Origin of the sequence: Enterococcus sp. AZ088, assembly GCF_051714845.1 — a bacterium.
In the GTDB taxonomy this organism is placed as follows: Bacteria; Bacillota; Bacilli; order Lactobacillales; family Enterococcaceae; genus Enterococcus; species Enterococcus faecalis.
The window spans coordinates 1316545-1332758 of the sequence record NZ_JBIOSQ010000001.1; the positions used below are offsets into that span (position 1 = coordinate 1316545).

General features: G+C 36.9%; 17 protein-coding genes and 1 riboswitch. Of the genes, 15 read left to right on the top strand and 2 right to left on the bottom strand.

Annotation, left to right across the window (positions count from 1 at the left end; translation table 11 throughout):
- Positions 1–26 precede the first annotated feature (26 nt).
- Positions 27–908: a CvfB family protein gene (locus IGL17_RS06475; protein WP_231423271.1), complete on the top strand. Its 882-nt coding sequence runs from the start codon at positions 27–29 to the stop codon at positions 906–908.
- A gap of 115 nt (positions 909–1023) precedes the next feature.
- Positions 1024–1473 (top strand): ferric iron uptake transcriptional regulator, encoded by a 450-nt coding sequence (gene fur / locus IGL17_RS06480; protein ID WP_002357640.1) that lies wholly within the window; start codon positions 1024–1026, stop codon positions 1471–1473.
- Positions 1474–1523: 50 nt separating this feature from the next.
- Here fur and gap read toward each other — a convergent pair whose 3' ends face one another.
- Positions 1524–2534, bottom strand: a complete 1011-nt coding sequence (gene gap / locus IGL17_RS06485; RefSeq protein ID WP_016617956.1) for a type I glyceraldehyde-3-phosphate dehydrogenase — start codon at positions 2532–2534, stop codon at positions 1524–1526.
- A gap of 287 nt (positions 2535–2821) precedes the next feature.
- Here gap and obgE point away from each other — a divergent pair, with 287 nt between their 5' ends.
- From obgE to IGL17_RS06510, 5 genes are all read left to right on the top strand, one after another.
- Entirely contained in the window at positions 2822–4138 is a 1317-nt protein-coding gene (obgE, locus tag IGL17_RS06490) for a GTPase ObgE (protein ID WP_002384537.1), read from the top strand.
- Between the two features lie 138 nt (positions 4139–4276).
- The gene (locus IGL17_RS06495) at positions 4277–4579 is read left to right on the top strand and encodes a hypothetical protein (RefSeq protein ID WP_002357636.1); all 303 of its coding nucleotides are present in this window, start codon (positions 4277–4279) and stop codon (positions 4577–4579) included.
- Between the two features lie 26 nt (positions 4580–4605).
- Positions 4606–5904, top strand: coding sequence for a PTS sugar transporter subunit IIC (locus tag IGL17_RS06500; protein ID WP_002363934.1), 1299 nt, complete (start codon positions 4606–4608; stop codon positions 5902–5904).
- Between the two features lie 218 nt (positions 5905–6122).
- Positions 6123–6668: a TetR/AcrR family transcriptional regulator gene (locus IGL17_RS06505; RefSeq protein ID WP_002360361.1), complete on the top strand. Its 546-nt coding sequence runs from the start codon at positions 6123–6125 to the stop codon at positions 6666–6668.
- A gap of 142 nt (positions 6669–6810) precedes the next feature.
- Positions 6811–7185, top strand: coding sequence for a YxeA family protein (locus tag IGL17_RS06510; RefSeq protein ID WP_002357632.1), 375 nt, complete (start codon positions 6811–6813; stop codon positions 7183–7185).
- Positions 7186–7228: 43 nt separating this feature from the next.
- Here IGL17_RS06510 and IGL17_RS06515 read toward each other — a convergent pair whose 3' ends face one another.
- A complete protein-coding gene (locus IGL17_RS06515) occupies positions 7229–7978 on the bottom strand; it encodes a peptidylprolyl isomerase (protein ID WP_002374887.1) in 750 nt (249 codons plus the stop codon).
- A 181-nt stretch (positions 7979–8159) separates the two neighbouring features.
- Between IGL17_RS06515 and IGL17_RS06520 the strand changes: the two genes are divergently transcribed.
- From IGL17_RS06520 to IGL17_RS06555, 8 genes are all read left to right on the top strand, one after another.
- Positions 8160–9251 (top strand): DUF871 domain-containing protein, encoded by a 1092-nt coding sequence (locus IGL17_RS06520; protein ID WP_002360357.1) that lies wholly within the window; start codon positions 8160–8162, stop codon positions 9249–9251.
- A gap of 193 nt (positions 9252–9444) precedes the next feature.
- Entirely contained in the window at positions 9445–10374 is a 930-nt protein-coding gene (locus tag IGL17_RS06525; protein WP_002357629.1) for an alpha/beta hydrolase, read from the top strand.
- 168 nt (positions 10375–10542) lie between these two features.
- Positions 10543–11433, top strand: coding sequence for a site-specific tyrosine recombinase XerD (gene xerD / locus IGL17_RS06530; protein WP_016617958.1), 891 nt, complete (start codon positions 10543–10545; stop codon positions 11431–11433).
- Between the two features lie 64 nt (positions 11434–11497).
- Positions 11498–12292: a segregation/condensation protein A gene (locus IGL17_RS06535; protein ID WP_002384532.1), complete on the top strand. Its 795-nt coding sequence runs from the start codon at positions 11498–11500 to the stop codon at positions 12290–12292.
- Positions 12289–12894 (top strand): SMC-Scp complex subunit ScpB, encoded by a 606-nt coding sequence (scpB, locus tag IGL17_RS06540; RefSeq protein WP_002357625.1) that lies wholly within the window; start codon positions 12289–12291, stop codon positions 12892–12894. The genes IGL17_RS06535 and scpB overlap by 4 nt, the downstream gene beginning before the upstream one ends.
- A 3-nt stretch (positions 12895–12897) precedes the next feature.
- Entirely contained in the window at positions 12898–13614 is a 717-nt protein-coding gene (locus IGL17_RS06545) for a pseudouridine synthase (RefSeq protein WP_002357624.1), read from the top strand.
- Between the two features lie 153 nt (positions 13615–13767).
- Positions 13768–13887, top strand: a riboswitch (FMN riboswitch).
- Between the two features lie 71 nt (positions 13888–13958).
- A complete protein-coding gene (locus IGL17_RS06550; protein ID WP_002382314.1) occupies positions 13959–14624 on the top strand; it encodes an ECF transporter S component in 666 nt (221 codons plus the stop codon).
- Between the two features lie 255 nt (positions 14625–14879).
- On the top strand, positions 14880–16211 hold the full coding sequence (locus IGL17_RS06555; RefSeq protein ID WP_016617959.1) for a zinc ribbon domain-containing protein: 1332 nt from the start codon (positions 14880–14882) through the stop codon (positions 16209–16211).
- Positions 16212–16214 lie beyond the last annotated feature (3 nt).

A 16214-nucleotide genomic window follows, 5' to 3' on the forward strand; every position in this document is an offset into this window, starting at 1 on the left:
GATTTTCCTTGAGGAGTTAATGATAAATGAGAGAATTACTAGCAACAACATTTACCGGCATTGTGGTCGATGAAAATGAACAATTTTATTTTGTTCAAAAAAATGGTATCACATTCCGTTTAAAAAAAGAAGAAGGTACGCATGTTATAGGGGAGGCTGTAGAAGGGTTTGGTTATTTAAATCAAAAACAAGAGCCAGCACTGACAACTACAATTCCTACTGTGCGTATTGGTAGCTATGGCTTTGGTACTGTCACAGGAACGAGACGTGATTTAGGTGTCTTTGTAGACGTTGGCTTACCAGATAAAGATGTCGTTATTTCGTTGGATGAATTACCAACTATGCGGGAACTTTGGCCTAAAAAAGAAGACCGAGTAATGGTTACTTTAAAAGTGGACAGTAAAGACCGCATTTGGGGCGAATTAGCAGATGAAAAAGTCTTTAAAGCAATGGCAAAACGTGGGAATGCTGAAATGCAAAACCAAAACTTAACTGGGCATGTGTATCGTCTGAAACTTGCAGGAACGTATATTTTAACTGATGATTTATACATTGGATTTATCCATCCTTCTGAACGATTCCAGGAACCACGTTTAGGTGAAAAAGTAGTGGGACGTGTGATTGGCGTGCGGCCGGACGGCGTATTGAATCTTTCATTAAAACCAAGAAGTCATGAAGTAATCAGCGATGATGCGTTAATGATTCTAACTTTCTTAGAAAGAGCAAACGATCATCAAATTCCTTTCACTGATAAATCAAGTCCTGATGAAATTAAACAAACCTTTGGCATTAGTAAAGCTCAATTTAAACGCGCCTTAGGCCATTTAATGAAACAAAAATTAATTAAACAAGAAGATGGTAAAACAATTCTAATTGGCTCGTTGGAACAATCAAAAGAAAAAAATTAAGGTAGCTAATTGAGAATATCTTGCAAATTACAGTTGTTTCTTTTATAATTATTTTAATTTGATTGATAAATTAAGTTTCTTAATTTGTAATCATTCTAAACAAGGAGCTGTAATAATGGATTCGACTGCTGCTTTAAAAAAGACAAAAAAACAATTACATGAATCAGGCTTTAAATTAACACCACAACGGGAAGCAACCGTACTTGTATTATTGGAAAATGAAAAAGATCATTTATCAGCAGAAGAAATTTACTTCTTGGTAAAACAAAAAAGTCCGGAAATTGGTCTAGCAACAGTCTATCGAACGCTAGAAATTTTAACAGACTTAAAAGTCGTTGATAAAGTGAGCTTTAACGATGGTTTAGCTCGCTATGATTTAAGAAAAGAAGGCGCCAAACACTTTCACCACCATTTGTTATGCTTAGAATGTGGCACAATTGAGGAAGTGGAAGAAGACTTGCTTGGTGAAGTAGAGCAAATTGTTGAAAGTCGGTATCATTTTTTAGTCAAAGATCATCGCCTAACTTTTCATGGTATTTGTCAAAGTTGTCAAAGTAAACATTAAAAAAACTGCCTTGCATTAATTTATGCAAGGCAGTTTTTTATTCATTGGAATTATAAATTAGCGAATTTTTCCAATAAGCGAATCATTTGGCAAGTAAAACCATATTCATTGTCATACCAAGCCACAGTTTTCACTAATTGGAAATCGCCAGCTGTCGTTACTTCTGTTTGCGTTGGGTCAAAAATCGAACCTTCTGTCGTGCCGATTATGTCTCCAGAAACAATTTCACGATCATCATAACCGAAAGAAGGGTTATCAATGGTGTGTTTTTTCATTGCTTCATTTACTTGATCAGCTGTTACTTTTGTTTTTAAAATGCTAACTAATTCTGTTAAGGATCCATCCACAACGGGAACACGTTGGGCATGGCCTTGTAATTTTCCATTAAGTTCTGGAATAACTAAGCCAATTGCTTTAGCAGCACCAGTTGAATGGGGAATAGTATTGTCTGCAGCAGAGCGTGCCGCACGAAGATTTCCGCCACGAACAGGGCCATCTAATAGCATTTGTGTTGATGTGTAGGCATGGACAGTTGTCATGGTACCAACTTCAATTCCAAATTCATTATTTAAAAAGTAAGCCATCGGTGCTAGACAGTTTGTCGTACATGAGCCGGCAGAAATGATTTTATCGTTGACATCAAGTGTATCATCATTGACGTTATAAACGATTGTTTTCATTGCGCCTGCAGGAGCAGAGATAACCACACGTTTCACACCTGCATCTAAATGAGCTTGTGCTTTTTCTTCAGAGGTATAAAAACCTGTACATTCAAGGACAATGTCTACTCCGTTTTCTTTAACCCAAGGGATTTTACTTGCATCTGGTTCTGCGTAGACACGGGTTTCTTCGCCGTCAACAACAATGCCATTTTCAGTGGCTGTCACGGTGCCAGGATAGGTGCCATGCGTAGAGTCAAATTGTAATAAGTGAGCCAACATTGTTGGGCTAGTCAAATCATTGATTGCCACAACTTCAATATCATCAGAAACTTCTTTTATTCGGCGAAAGGCTAAACGACCAATTCTTCCAAAACCGTTAATTCCTACTTTGACTGTCATAACAAAAATTCCTCCTTTAGATGTTTGTGTTTCTTTGGACCCTTGCTGAAAAAGTGATTTTCTTCAACTATCTATAGTATGAACCTCTAAAATTTTTTTGTCAAAAGACTGATAGCGAAGCGACAAAAAGAAAGCGAAAGATTCATGAGAAATTTTGCTTTTTCCAACGATAACTAACTAGAATTGCTAGACAAACGGTTGTTTTCCCGATACAATAATAAAGACTTTCGAATCACGCTTTTTGAGGTGATTAAAGATAGTAGAAGTAGAATAGGAGGACAAATTATATGTCCATGTTTTTAGATCAAGTGACGATTGATGTCAAAGCTGGTAAAGGCGGCGACGGAATGGTTGCTTTCCGTAGAGAAAAATATGTACCAGACGGGGGTCCCGCTGGTGGTGATGGCGGTCGCGGTGGCGACGTTGTTTTAGTTGTTGAAGAAGGATTACGCACATTAATGGATTTCCGGTTTAATCGTCATTTTAAGGCGACACCTGGAGAAAATGGTATGAGTAAAGGAATGCACGGTCGTGGTTCAGAAGATTTACTTGTCAAAGTTCCACCAGGTACAACAGTTCGTGATGCAGAAACTGGAGCCTTAATTGGGGATTTAATTGAGAATGGTCAGACCTTAGTAGTAGCAAAAGGTGGACGCGGTGGTCGTGGGAATATTCGCTTTGCTTCCCCAAGAAACCCTGCACCAGAAATTGCCGAAAACGGCGAACCAGGCCAAGAACGTAAAATTGAATTAGAATTAAAAGTTTTAGCAGATGTTGGCTTAGTTGGGTTTCCTTCTGTAGGGAAATCAACATTACTCTCTGTTATCTCGTCCGCTCGTCCGAAAATTGGTGCCTATCATTTTACGACGTTAGTTCCAAACTTAGGGATGGTGACTACTAGTGACGGTCGAAGCTTCGCTGCAGCAGATTTGCCAGGCTTAATTGAAGGAGCTTCTCAAGGTGTCGGCTTAGGAACACAGTTCTTACGCCACATTGAACGGACGCGTGTTATTTTACATGTCATTGATATGAGTGGCATGGAAGGACGCGATCCTTATGAAGATTATTTGGCAATCAATAAAGAATTGGCTTCACACAATTTACGTTTGATGGAGCGACCTCAAATTATTGTTGCCAATAAAATGGACATGCCTGAAGCAGAAGAGAATTTAGCGAAATTTAAAGAGCAACTTGCGAAGGAACGCACAGATGAGTATGCTGATGAGCTACCTATTTTCCCAATCTCTGGGGTTACTCGTAAAGGTATTGAACCTTTATTAAATGCAACAGCTGACTTGTTGGAAGTAACGCCTGAATTCCCATTATATGAAGATGAAGTGGTAGAGGAAGAAACCGTTCGTTATGGCTTCCAACCAGAAGGTCCAGAATTTACGATTGATCGTGAACCAGATGCTTCATGGGTTTTATCTGGTGAAAAATTAGAAAAATTATTTGAAATGACGAATTTCGATCATGATGAAACAGTAATGCGTTTTGCACGTCAATTACGTGGTATGGGTGTCGATGAGGCATTACGAGCACGTGGCGCGAAAGATGGCGACATTGTTCGGATTGGTAATTTTGAATTTGAATTTGTTGAATAAGCATAAAACCAGTTCACTCAGTGAACTGGTTTTTTATTTTAAAATTAGTATTAAATCAGCGAATAGATTGAAATAATATTTTTAATAGCTTATAATTTTAAATGTAACAAAATAACAAACGAAAGGAGCGAAATTGAAATGGAAAACAATCAAGCAATGGTTCCTAAGTTTTCAGTTAAAAGTGCCGGTTTTCTTTTTAGTATGGGGCTCTTATGTGGTGTCCTGTTGCCGAGTGTTTTATTATGGACTTTCAATCTGCCGTTTAATATTGGTGCCATGATTTTTTTGCCTGTTGGGATTGCTTTTGCGTTAGCGTATAGTCATTATTTTATTGAAACGAAAACAGGTTTTTGTAAGCGTTTTATTTGGTTGTTTTTAATTTCTCTTATTTTATTAGAGCTTATCTCTTATTTATGGCTGATTAAAGGAGTTATTTTTTAAGAGAAAAACAGAGGAGAGTGTTATTTATGTTAGATAAACTGACTGTTTGGATTGAAAATCATCTAGCTGGACCAATGGCTAAAATTGCCAATCAGCGCCATTTACGTGCGGTGCGGGATGGGATTATTGCGACATTACCTTTAATTATTGTCGGTTCTTTTTTTCTAATTATTGCGTTTCCGCCGTTACCAGAATCTTGGGGCATTACTCAATTTTTAACAAGTAATGCTGCTACAATTTTACTGCCTTACCGAATGACAATGTACATTATGGCGTTATATGCGACTTTTGGCATTGGCGCTAGTTTAGCGAAATCATATAATCTTGATCAAGTCTCTGGAGGGATTTTGGCTACGATTGCTTTTTTATTAACATTAGTACCTGTAGCGATTCCTGAAGAAGCCAGTAAAGCAGCTGGCGTTTCTGGGTTTGTTTTACCAATGGCTAATTTGGGTGGTGCAGGGATGTTTGTCGGGATTGTGACGTCAATTATTGCTGTCGAAATCTATCGAGTGACAGATAAGTCTAAGTTCAAAATTACAATGCCTGATAACGTTCCACCTGCTGTTGCTCGTTCATTTGAATCATTGACTCCGACGTTAATTGTCATGTTATTGATTGGTTCAATCACTTATTATTTAGGCTTTGATTGGCACACATTTGTGGGGAACTTGGTGGGACCACTAGTTCAAGCAGCGGACTCTTTATTGAGTGTCTTGCTGTTAGTCTTTTTAACCACATTTTTCTGGTTCTTTGGGATTCACGGCGCTTCAATCGTAGGATCGTTGGCGCGTCCTCTATGGCTACAACTATTAGAGGAAAACACGACTGCTAAAGCAGCTGGCGAAGCATTACCTCGGATTGCGGCAGAACCTTTTTACCAATGGTTTATTTGGATTGGTGGTGCTGGAGCCACAATTGGTTTAGCTATATTATTAGCCTTCCGGGCAAAATCAGAATATGGTTCAAAACTAGGAAAAGCTATTTTAGCACCGTCTATTTTTAATATTAATGAGCCAGTTATTTTCGGTGTACCGATTGTCTTAAATCCGATTTTAATGATTCCTTTTATCTTTGCACCAATGGTTTTAGCAACGATTGCTTGGTTTGCCACAAAATTAGGTTTAGTAAGTGAAGTTGTCTTTACCGCTCCTTGGACCTTACCAGGACCAATTGGCGCCTTTATGGCGACAGGCGGCGATTGGCGTGCTGCTGTTTTGAATATTGTTTTAATTCTAGTGGCCATCTTGATTTACTATCCGTTCTTTGTAGCTTATGATAAAAATGAGCTTGCCAAAGAACAAGGCAAACAAATAGAAGAATAAAGAGTGTAGCCGTTTAGTGTCCAGAACAAAAGGTGATGACCTTTTGTTCTGGACCTATTTGTTTATAAGTGTTAAAAATTCTCAATTTTTTTGAAATGTATAGAAAATTTTGAGAAAAGAAACGCATAAAAAAGTGTAAAATATTATATATATAATGAAAATGGTTTTCTTTTGTGTGAACATAATAAAGTTATTGTTAACTAAAAGAGAAAAGGGGTATGAAAATGGTTAGAACGAAGGTATATACAAAGGAAAAAATCTTAAACGTAGCTGAAAAAATTTTAGTAGATAAAGGTTTTTCTAATTTAACTGCTAGAAATATTGCAGATACTATGGGGATTTCTACGCAGCCAATTTATTTAGAATTTGTCAACATGGACGATTTAAAACGAACCTTAATTAAATCGTTATTTCATCGTATGCAATTATTTTATAAAGCAGATGTCGGTGCCTCAGACCCAGTGATTGCATTGGGTCTGAACTTTATATTATTTGCCCAAAAACATCAAAAAATCTATACGGCGTTATTTATGAAAGCACATGGTTATGAAGAAGAATTGCAGCAGATGCTTCAAACTTTTTTTGAAGAGCGTTTATTATTGGATAAAAAATATGTACAAATGGACAAAGGAAAATTTGTCGAATTATTTCCTAAAATGGTGGTAATCTATTTAGGTTTAGCCACAGCGGTTACAATGAAAACAATTGACTTAACTAAGAATCAAGAAATTCAATTATTAAGTCAATTATTGATAGAAGAGTAGTGTTTTGTTATTTATTCAAAATAACAAAAATACGACATAAGTCTGAGGAAAAACTGGTCGTTGCGCCCGAGGAAGGATTGTTTAAAACTTGCTATACTTTGGAAGAAGTAACAGAGAATAATTACTCGGGAGGATTTATGTGATGAAATTTATTAAATTTTTAGTGGTGACAGCAATTGTTATTGGTGGTGGTTTATTTGGGGCCAAGTTTTACGCAGAGAAGAACTCTGGCGAATTAGCTGGTGTGTTAGATCAATTAAATCCATTGGTTAAAGAAGGAAATGTGTATGTTAAAACAAAGAAAGCCGATAGCGTTAATGGCTATGGAATTGCTAGTTATACGCAAGTAGCCGCAGATGAGGAAGGCAAAACACGAGAAATAACTTTTACAGCGGACCATGAATTAAAAACAGATCATTATCTAAAAGTCTCAAATAAAGGGGCCCACATCAATACGTATGAAGAGGTCAATCAAGACCAAGTACCAGAAAAGGCATTACAAGCGATTCAAAAATAACAAAAAGTCAGAACGTATCTTCAGCGTACGTTCTGACTTTTTGTTATTTTTTTGCTTCTTGAAGAATATTGATTTTTTCAATTTTAACATCAGTTTTTGGTTTATCGTTGGCACCAACTTCGACTTTGGCAATTTTATCGACAATATCCATTCCTTTGGTAACTTGACCGAAAACAGTATGTTTTTTATCAAGAGAAGGATAGCCGCCTTTTTTGTAAGCATCAATGATTGCTTTTGGATAATCATCATATAAAAGACCATCAGATTGATCATCTGTATTTTGGACAATAAAGAACTGACTGCCGTTAGTATTAGGTCCTGCATTCGCCATTGATAATGCGCCACGAATGTTATATAACTGGTTTGAAAATTCATCTTCAAATGGTTTATTCCAGATGCTGTTTCCGCCAGTTCCATCACCGCTAGGATCGCCACCTTGGATCATAAAGTTATTGATGACGCGGTGGAAAGTCAAGCCATCATAATAGCCATCTTTGGCATGTTTCATAAAGTTCTCGACAGTTTTTGGAGCCTGTTTAGGAAATAGTTTGATTTCAATATTTCCCATTGAAGTAACCATTTGGACTAAGTCTTGATCTTCGGCAACTTTGTCATCTAGTTGTGGTAAATCTAGTGAATTTAAGTCGACCGAATCCTTTGTTTTGCTTTCACTGGATTTAGCGACAGAATCACTCGTTGCGGTCGTGCCTTTATTATTGGTTGTGTTACAGCCTGCTAAAAGCAAGGTGAATGCTGCAACTGAAGCAACAGCAAGCATTTTCTTATGTTTCATCTGTTTTCCTCTTCCTTTCACACTGACAATTAGGTTCTTTTTTATCATAACAAAAGAGAAGATAACAAACCAGTGGAATTTTTATAAGATTTCCTATAGGAAAGGTGTAGACCACTTTTGTTTTTTTTGTTACAATGTAAGCAGATACATTATTATGTTTTACAATTTAGGAGGCAATCACATGGGAAAATTAGGTATTTCAATTTATCCAGAACGTTCAACATTTGAAAAGGACAAAGCATATTTGGATTTGGCTCATAAATACGGCTTTAAGCGTGTCTTTACTAGTTTATTGCAAATCAATGATGATCGGGAAAAGGTATTAGCAGAGTTTAAAAAAGTCGTAGATTACGCCAACCAATTAGGTATGGAAGTGATGGTCGATATTAATCCTGCATTGTTCGAACAATTAGGCATCTCTTATGATGATTTATCATTTTTCCATGATATGGGCGCTTACGGTATTCGTTTAGATCTTGGCTTTACTGGGCAAGAAGAGGCGAATATGACAAGAAACCCTTATGGCATTAAAATTGAAATTAATATGAGTTCAGGGACAAGTTATGTAGATAATATTATGGCCTACTCACCAAACACAGAAAATTTACTAGGCTCACATAATTTCTATCCACATCGTTATACAGGCTTAGGCTATGAGCATTTTGTTTATTGTTCAGAAAAATTTAGAAAATATAATTTAAATACTATGGCGTTTGTGAACTCACACGATGCTACATTTGGACCATGGCCGACACAAGATGGATTATGTTCTTTGGAAGACCACCGCGATTTAGAAATTGCAACGCAAGTTAAGCATTTAGTTTTAACAGGATTAATCGATGATATTTCTGTCGGAAATGCTTATGCCTCAGAAGCAGAATTAGCAGCAATGGCAGAAGCCTTTCATGCACCGTATCCTTCGATCAAAGTGGATACAGAACCAGAAATCACAGAAGATGAAAGAATTGCATTGTTCGATAACTTACACAGTTATCGTGGAGATCGTTCTGATTACGTTTTGCGTTCAACAATGACACGTGTTTACTATAAAGATCGTCCTTTCCCAGCTCATACAACGAGAGATATTGTTCGAGGCGATGTCTTGATTGACAACGTTGGCTATGGACAATACAAAGGGGAAACACAAATTGCTTTAAAAGAAATGAAAAATGATGGCCGTGTAAATGTGGTTGGTCGTATTTCTGATGACGAACGTTTCTTATTAGAATTTTTGAAACCATGGTCAAGTTTTAAACTTATTGAAAATAAATAATTTTTAGTTTCCTATAAATAGATAAGTGGAGCATAGCGTAAAAGGCAATATTTTTATGCTATGCTTTTTTGTCGCAACAAAATTGTCCCATTGTAGTGGTAAAGAAAGATGGCTGAATCTTTGAATGGTAGTTGTCAAAAAAAGGGCGACAACTTATAATGAATCATACAGTTTAAATAAAAGGAGTACGTAGATGAATCGATGGTTAAAAATTTTGATTGCGCTTATTGTAGTAATTGCAATTGGTTTAATTGCGGCAGGCTTATATTTTTATAATTATGCAGTAGTTCCAGGAAAGAAAGACTTTATAAATGAGAATACCCCAGGGTCAAAAGTGGTCCAGACACCTGAAGGCGCGTGGTTTAAAGATGACAAAAATCGACAAGAATGGTCAATTACTTCGGAAGATGGGCTACGTCTAAAGGCCATTTATTTACCAGCCGACAAAAAAAGTAATCGTACCGTTATTATGGCGCATGGTTATATGGGTTCGGCAGAAACGATGTCTGTCTTTGCGAAAATGTATCATGATTGGGGCTACAATGTGTTAGCGCCAGATGCGCGTGGTCACGGGAAAAGTCAAGGAGATTATATTGGGTTCGGCTGGCCCGATCGTAAAGATTATGTCCAATGGATTGAGAAAGTTTTAACCGAAAATGGTCAGCAAGAACAAATCACTTTATACGGTGTCAGTATGGGTGCTGCTACAGTCATGATGACGAGCGGGGAAAAATTACCAGATAACGTGAAAGCCATTGTGGAAGATTGTGGCTATTCTACAGTCAATCAGGAGTTGCAATATCAATTGAAAGAGCTTTTCAATTTACCAAGTTTCCCATTAGTTAATGTTACTAGCGGGATTACGAAACTTAGAGCTGGCTATTTCTTTGGGGAAGCAAGCGCTGTTAAACAATTACAAAAGAATCATTTACCAATGCTCTTTATTCATGGTGAAAATGATACGTTTGTGCCGTTTAGTATGTTAGACGAAGTTTATAATGCAACCCAAGGACCTAAAGAGAAATATGTCGTGCCTGGAGCAGAGCATGCGAAAGCTTATAATAAAAACCCAGAAAAATATAAGGAAACAGTAGCTGCTTTTCTAGATAAATATATAAAATAACAAATTTATTCTTTACTAATAGTAGCAACAACAAAAGACTTGTTCTTAAGTTAACGACTTAGTGAACAAGTCTTTTGTTGTCAGTTGATTTTTTTTAATAAGTTGGAATTTACCCATGCAATCTAGGGCATAATCTGATAGGATAGTACTAGAAATGAGGGAAGGATAATGGAAGAACAATTAGTCGATTATTTACACTATTTACAAATAGAGCGGGGCTTATCAAATAACACACGACGGAGTTACGAACGAGATTTAAAAAAATACGTAGCCTTTTTACAAGAACAAGGCCTGCATTATTGGGACGAAGTTGACCGTTACATGATTACAGAATTTTTGCAATCCCTTCACGAAGAACAGCAAGCTTCAGCAAGTGTGATTCGGATGATTTCTAGTTTGAGAGGATTTCATCAATTTTTACGTCAAGAACGCTTAAGCGAACATAATCCGATGCAACATATTGACTCCCCCAAGAAAGTTCAAAAATTGCCAAGTACATTATCTGTTGACGAAGTGACTCGATTAATTGAAACGCCTGATACAAGTAAACCACTAGGTATGCGGAATCGTGCTATTTTAGAAGTGATGTATGCAACGGGCCTGCGAGTTAGTGAGCTAATTGAAATAAAATTAGGGGATCTGCATTTATCCATTGGTTTATTGCAAACAATCGGAAAAGGGGACAAAGAACGAATTATTCCTTTAGGCGATTATGCGATTCAATGGATTGAGCGCTATATGAACGAAGCCAGACCTCAATTGATTAAAAACCATCCGAATGAAACACACCTGTTCGTTAACCATCATGGCGAACCGTTATCTAGACAGGGCATTTGGAAAAATTTAAAACAGATTGTTCGAGAAGCCCAGATAGAGAAAAATATTACCCCGCATACATTACGGCATAGCTTTGCGACACATTTGTTGGAAAATGGCGCAGACCTTAGAATCGTGCAAGAATTATTAGGACATGCAGATATCTCCACGACACAAATTTATACACATATTACCAAACAACGAATGGCAGATGTTTATAAGGAACATTTTCCTCGGGCTTAATTTGCGAGAATGCCCACAAACGAATAAATTTATGGTAAACTAGGAAGTCGAGAAAAGAAAGTAGGTGTCGTTTTTGCAAGAAATTAATTTAAAACTAGATGTCTTTGAAGGACCACTGGATCTTCTACTACATTTAATTCAAAAATTAGAAATCGATATCTATGACATTCCCATTACAGCAGTAACTGAACAATACATGTCTTATATTCATGCGATGCAAACCTTAGAGTTAGAAGTCGCTGGAGAATATCTAGTCATGGCTGCCACCTTAATGGCTATTAAAAGTCAGATGTTGCTTCCAAAACAAGAGCTTGAAATCATTGATGATGAAGATTTTTTTGAAGAGGAAGACCCACGGGAAGCTTTAGTAGCTCAGTTATTGGAGTATCGGAAATTTAAATATGCAGCGACTGTTTTACATGAAAAAGAAGAAGAACGTAAACTCTATTATACAAAAGAACCAATGGATATGGATGATTATAAAGAGGAAGATACAACACTACCGCCTAATCAAATCAATACAATTGATTTATTTCTAGCCTTTCATTCCATGTTAGAAAAGAAAAAAAATCGCCAGCCTGTTGAAACAACTGTTGCCAGTGACGATGTTTCCATCGAAGAAAAAATCTCCGCTATTTCAGAGCGTATGCGTCAAGTACAGAAAGGGAAGGCAGTGTCGTTTGACTCTTTCTTCGATTCTTATTCCAAACAAGAAATTGTGACAACGTTCATGGCTCTTTTAGAATTAATGAAAACGGGCGTGATTTATGCTGAACAAGAAAATAATTATAGTGAAATTTTGTTATTTAATACAGAAACCCAGCAGGAAGATACAACAGAGGTGGAGGAAACACAGTGACATTAGTTAGTCAAATTGAAGCAATTTTATTTGTGGTTGGCGAAGAAGGAATTGGCTTGGAAGAGCTTGCGTACTTATTAGAGAAGTCAACAGCAAAAACCTATGAAGAATTAACGAAATTGAAAGAACATTATGCTTCTGACAATAAATCGGCGTTAAATATTTTAGAAGTCGGCAATCATTTTGTCTTAACAACGAAGAAAAAATATGCCTCATTACTAAAAAAATATGCGCAATCGCCTATGTCGAACGCCTTATCACAAGCGGCGCTAGAAACATTATCCATTATTGCTTATAAGCAACCAATTTCGCGTATTGAAATTGATGAAATTCGTGGCGTACAGACTTCTGGCTCTATCCAAAAGTTAGTTGCCCGTCAGTTGATAGAAGAAAAAGGCCGCGTCGATGGTCCTGGTAGAGCAATTTTGTATGGCACAACGAAGTATTTTATGGATTACTTTGGGTTGAAAAGTTTAGATGAATTACCAGATATCCAACAAATGGAAGATGAATTAGAAGAAGAACTACCAATGGATCTATTTTTTGATCGTTATCAAGAAACGAACCCAATGTCTGAAACAACAGAAGGCGAGGAAGCTTAAACAATGGAAAGATTACAAAAAGCAATTGCTCATGCTGGGGTGACTTCGCGTCGCAAAGCAGAGGAATTAATTGTCAAAGGTCGCGTAAAAGTCAATGGCCAAGTGGTCAAAGAATTAGGAACGCAAGTAAGTAAACAAGATACTGTTGAGGTTGATGGTGTACCAATTTATCAAGAAGAATATGGTTATTATTTATTCTATAAACCAAGAGGGGTTATTTCTGCAGTATCTGACGACAAAGGCCGTAAAGTAGTAACGGATTATTTTACAGATGTTACTGAGCGAATTTATCCAGTCGGTCGTCTGGATTATGATACTTCTGGGTTGTTACTTTTAACGAATGATGGAAGTTTTTCACAAAAATTAACCCATCCTAAACATGAAGTAGATAAAGTCTACGTAGCAAAAATTAAAGGTGTACCAACTAAACGGGATCTATTGCCATTAGCCAAAGGCATTCGCATTGATGGCAAACGCACAGCACCAGCCAATTTTCAAATTCTTTCAGCGGACATTAAAACAGGTAGCAGTGTCGTGGAATTAACGATTCATGAAGGACGTAATCATCAAGTGAAGAAAATGTTTCAAGCTGTTGGTTTCCCTGTTCAAAAATTAAAACGTGAACGTTACGGTGAGTTGACCTTACAAGGTTTGCGACCAGGGCAATATCGTGATTTAACTAAAAAAGAAATCAGTCAATTATTAAATCAAGCTAAATAAGATAAAATGACTCGATCTCTTCGCGCTTATGGCGGAGGGATTGTTTTTTTTTTGAGAAACGAAACAATCAATGAAATTTAATAAAAAAGCTTAGTTAGTTGCATTCATTGTTCAAATCGGTTACACTAAGTAAGTAAAAAAATATAATACAAGGTTCGTCTTCAGGGGCAGGGTGTAATTCCCGACCGGTGGTTATAGTCCACGACTCGTTTTTAACGATTGAATTGGTGTAATTCCAATACCGACAGTATAGTCTGGATAAAGAAGATAGGGCTTATTTGAGACGCTTTTTCATCAGATAATCCTACTCTATTTTTCCCTGCAGAAAAATAGGGTTTTTTTGTATGACAAAGAAGCGAATCAAAAAGTTCGTTGAAGATGGGTCCTTAATTGGAGGATTTCAGATGAACAACAAGGTACAAAAAATGGTCAGCATTGCAATGTTGGCTGCAATCGGTACAGTATTACAATTTGTGGCATTTCCGATTATGCCAGCGTTTAGTTTTTTGAAAATCGATTTTAGTGATATTCCGATTCTACTCGGAATGTTCTTGTACGGACCGTTAGCAGGAGTAATTACTGCTTTTGTTCGTTCGTTGCTACACCTGTTCTTAACCGGACTAGCACCGCAAAATATGGTGGGAGATTTCGCTAGCTTCTTAGCAAGTAGTATCTTCACCTTGCCAATTTTTTATTTCTTTGGTAAAAAGAAAAATATCCGTACAAATCGGATAGTGGGCTTAGTAAGTGGGATCTTAGCCTTGACAATTTTCATGAGTATTGCGAATTATTTTGTCATTACACCCATTTACTTACAATTATATGGTGTGACCACACAACAATTTTTAGGAACATCTTTAGCAAGCTATGTGGCGATTGGTATTGTGCCATTCAACCTTATTAAAGGCCTCTTAGTCAGTGGTGTTTTTCTAGTACTACATGCGAAGTTATTGCCATGGCTATCAAAAAAACAACATACTATTCAGAAAAAAACACCGTTAACAAAATAAATGATAAAAAACCTGCTGTTGAACAATGTTTGACAGTGGGTTTTTAAAATTTACGCCTAAAAGAAAAGAGGTTGTCATAATCTGTCATCATTCTGTTAAAAAATACTAAACCATCTGCATTGTAATTTTAACTTTCCCTTGGTATGATAGAAATCATCAAAGAAAGAGGAGTTTTCCTGAGTGAAAAAGTGTAAAAATTGTCGTCACGTGAATCGTGATACGGAGTCCTTTTGTGAAGAATGCGGCGCTCCGCTAATGAATGAATCAATGCATCAAGAGGAAAACCAAGCACAACCATCAATGAATAAAGGGAACGAATCTACTCCTCTCAGATCAAAAAGAAGCTGGATCTGGGTGTTTCTTTTTGTGTTCATCGTTCTTGGAACGGGTAGCTATTTTCTCGGGACGCATTATTTTTCTAAGGAACAACAAATTTCTCATTTTATTGAAGCGATTGAGAATGGTGATGCCCAAGAATTAAGTAAAAAAATGAGGACGAACGAGTCTGAATTTCAAGTGAATCCGCAAAGCATTAAGCCTTTAATCACTTATTATCAAAAAAATCCAACTGAGCTAAAAAAATTAGAAAAAGCGCTATTAAAGGATAAAAAGCTACATGGTTTAACTATTCGTGAAACAAGTCAAACAGCATTTTTCTTTCACCGTTATCAATTCATTTTAACGCCTGTTTCTGTTCAGTTAACGACGAATCAGCGCGGTGTGACACTGGCAATGAACGGATGGGAAGTGGGCACTTCCGACTCAACCACTTATCAAAAGGAATTGGGACCCTTAGCACCAGGACAATATACCTTTACAGCCACAGTGAAAGATAGCACCGGCGAACCTGTTATCACAGAAGAGTATCGTTTATTAGAAGAGGAGAATTATATTTCTAGTATACCTTTAGATTTTAAACGAATGAATTTTGTTGTGGAGAGCAATCTGCCAGACGCAGATATTTATATTAATGATCGGAAAGTTGGTACGCTAACGAATGGAAGCAAAACGATTGGCCCTTTGTTCTGGTCCAAAGGGATGACGATTCAACTTAAAAAGACGATTAATGGAGAAGAAATTCAAACATCAAAAGAAACGATTGGTGAAAATGATTTTGTCGAAGCGCTCTCCGATAATCCTACGCTACAATTGAATTTTCCGTTAGCTAGCGACTATGATGCCCGCAAAGCGCTAGAAACCTTTTATCAAGCATTTGCCAAACAAGTGAAAAGTCATACGGATAGTGCAGAAATTGCTGAAAAATATCTCGTTGGTGGGGAAAATAATCCTCAATTTCCTTCTTTTATAGAAGCACTTGAACGATTACGTGAAAAGAAATCGACCGATGGTTCACCAGATTTTGAAGTGACCATTAATACGCTACAATTGGATGGTAAAGAAAATTACCATGTCAATTATTATTTAGAAGCTAAAAATTCTAAAGCAAAAGAAAATGGTCTTCGTTATGAATGGATCAATGGCCTAAATGATCAAATTCATTTAGTCAAAGAACCGCTAAAAGAAGGACAATTACAGTTTGTTTCGATAGATGAGCAAACACTTGCTTGGCTCGAAAAAATACTCTAAGCA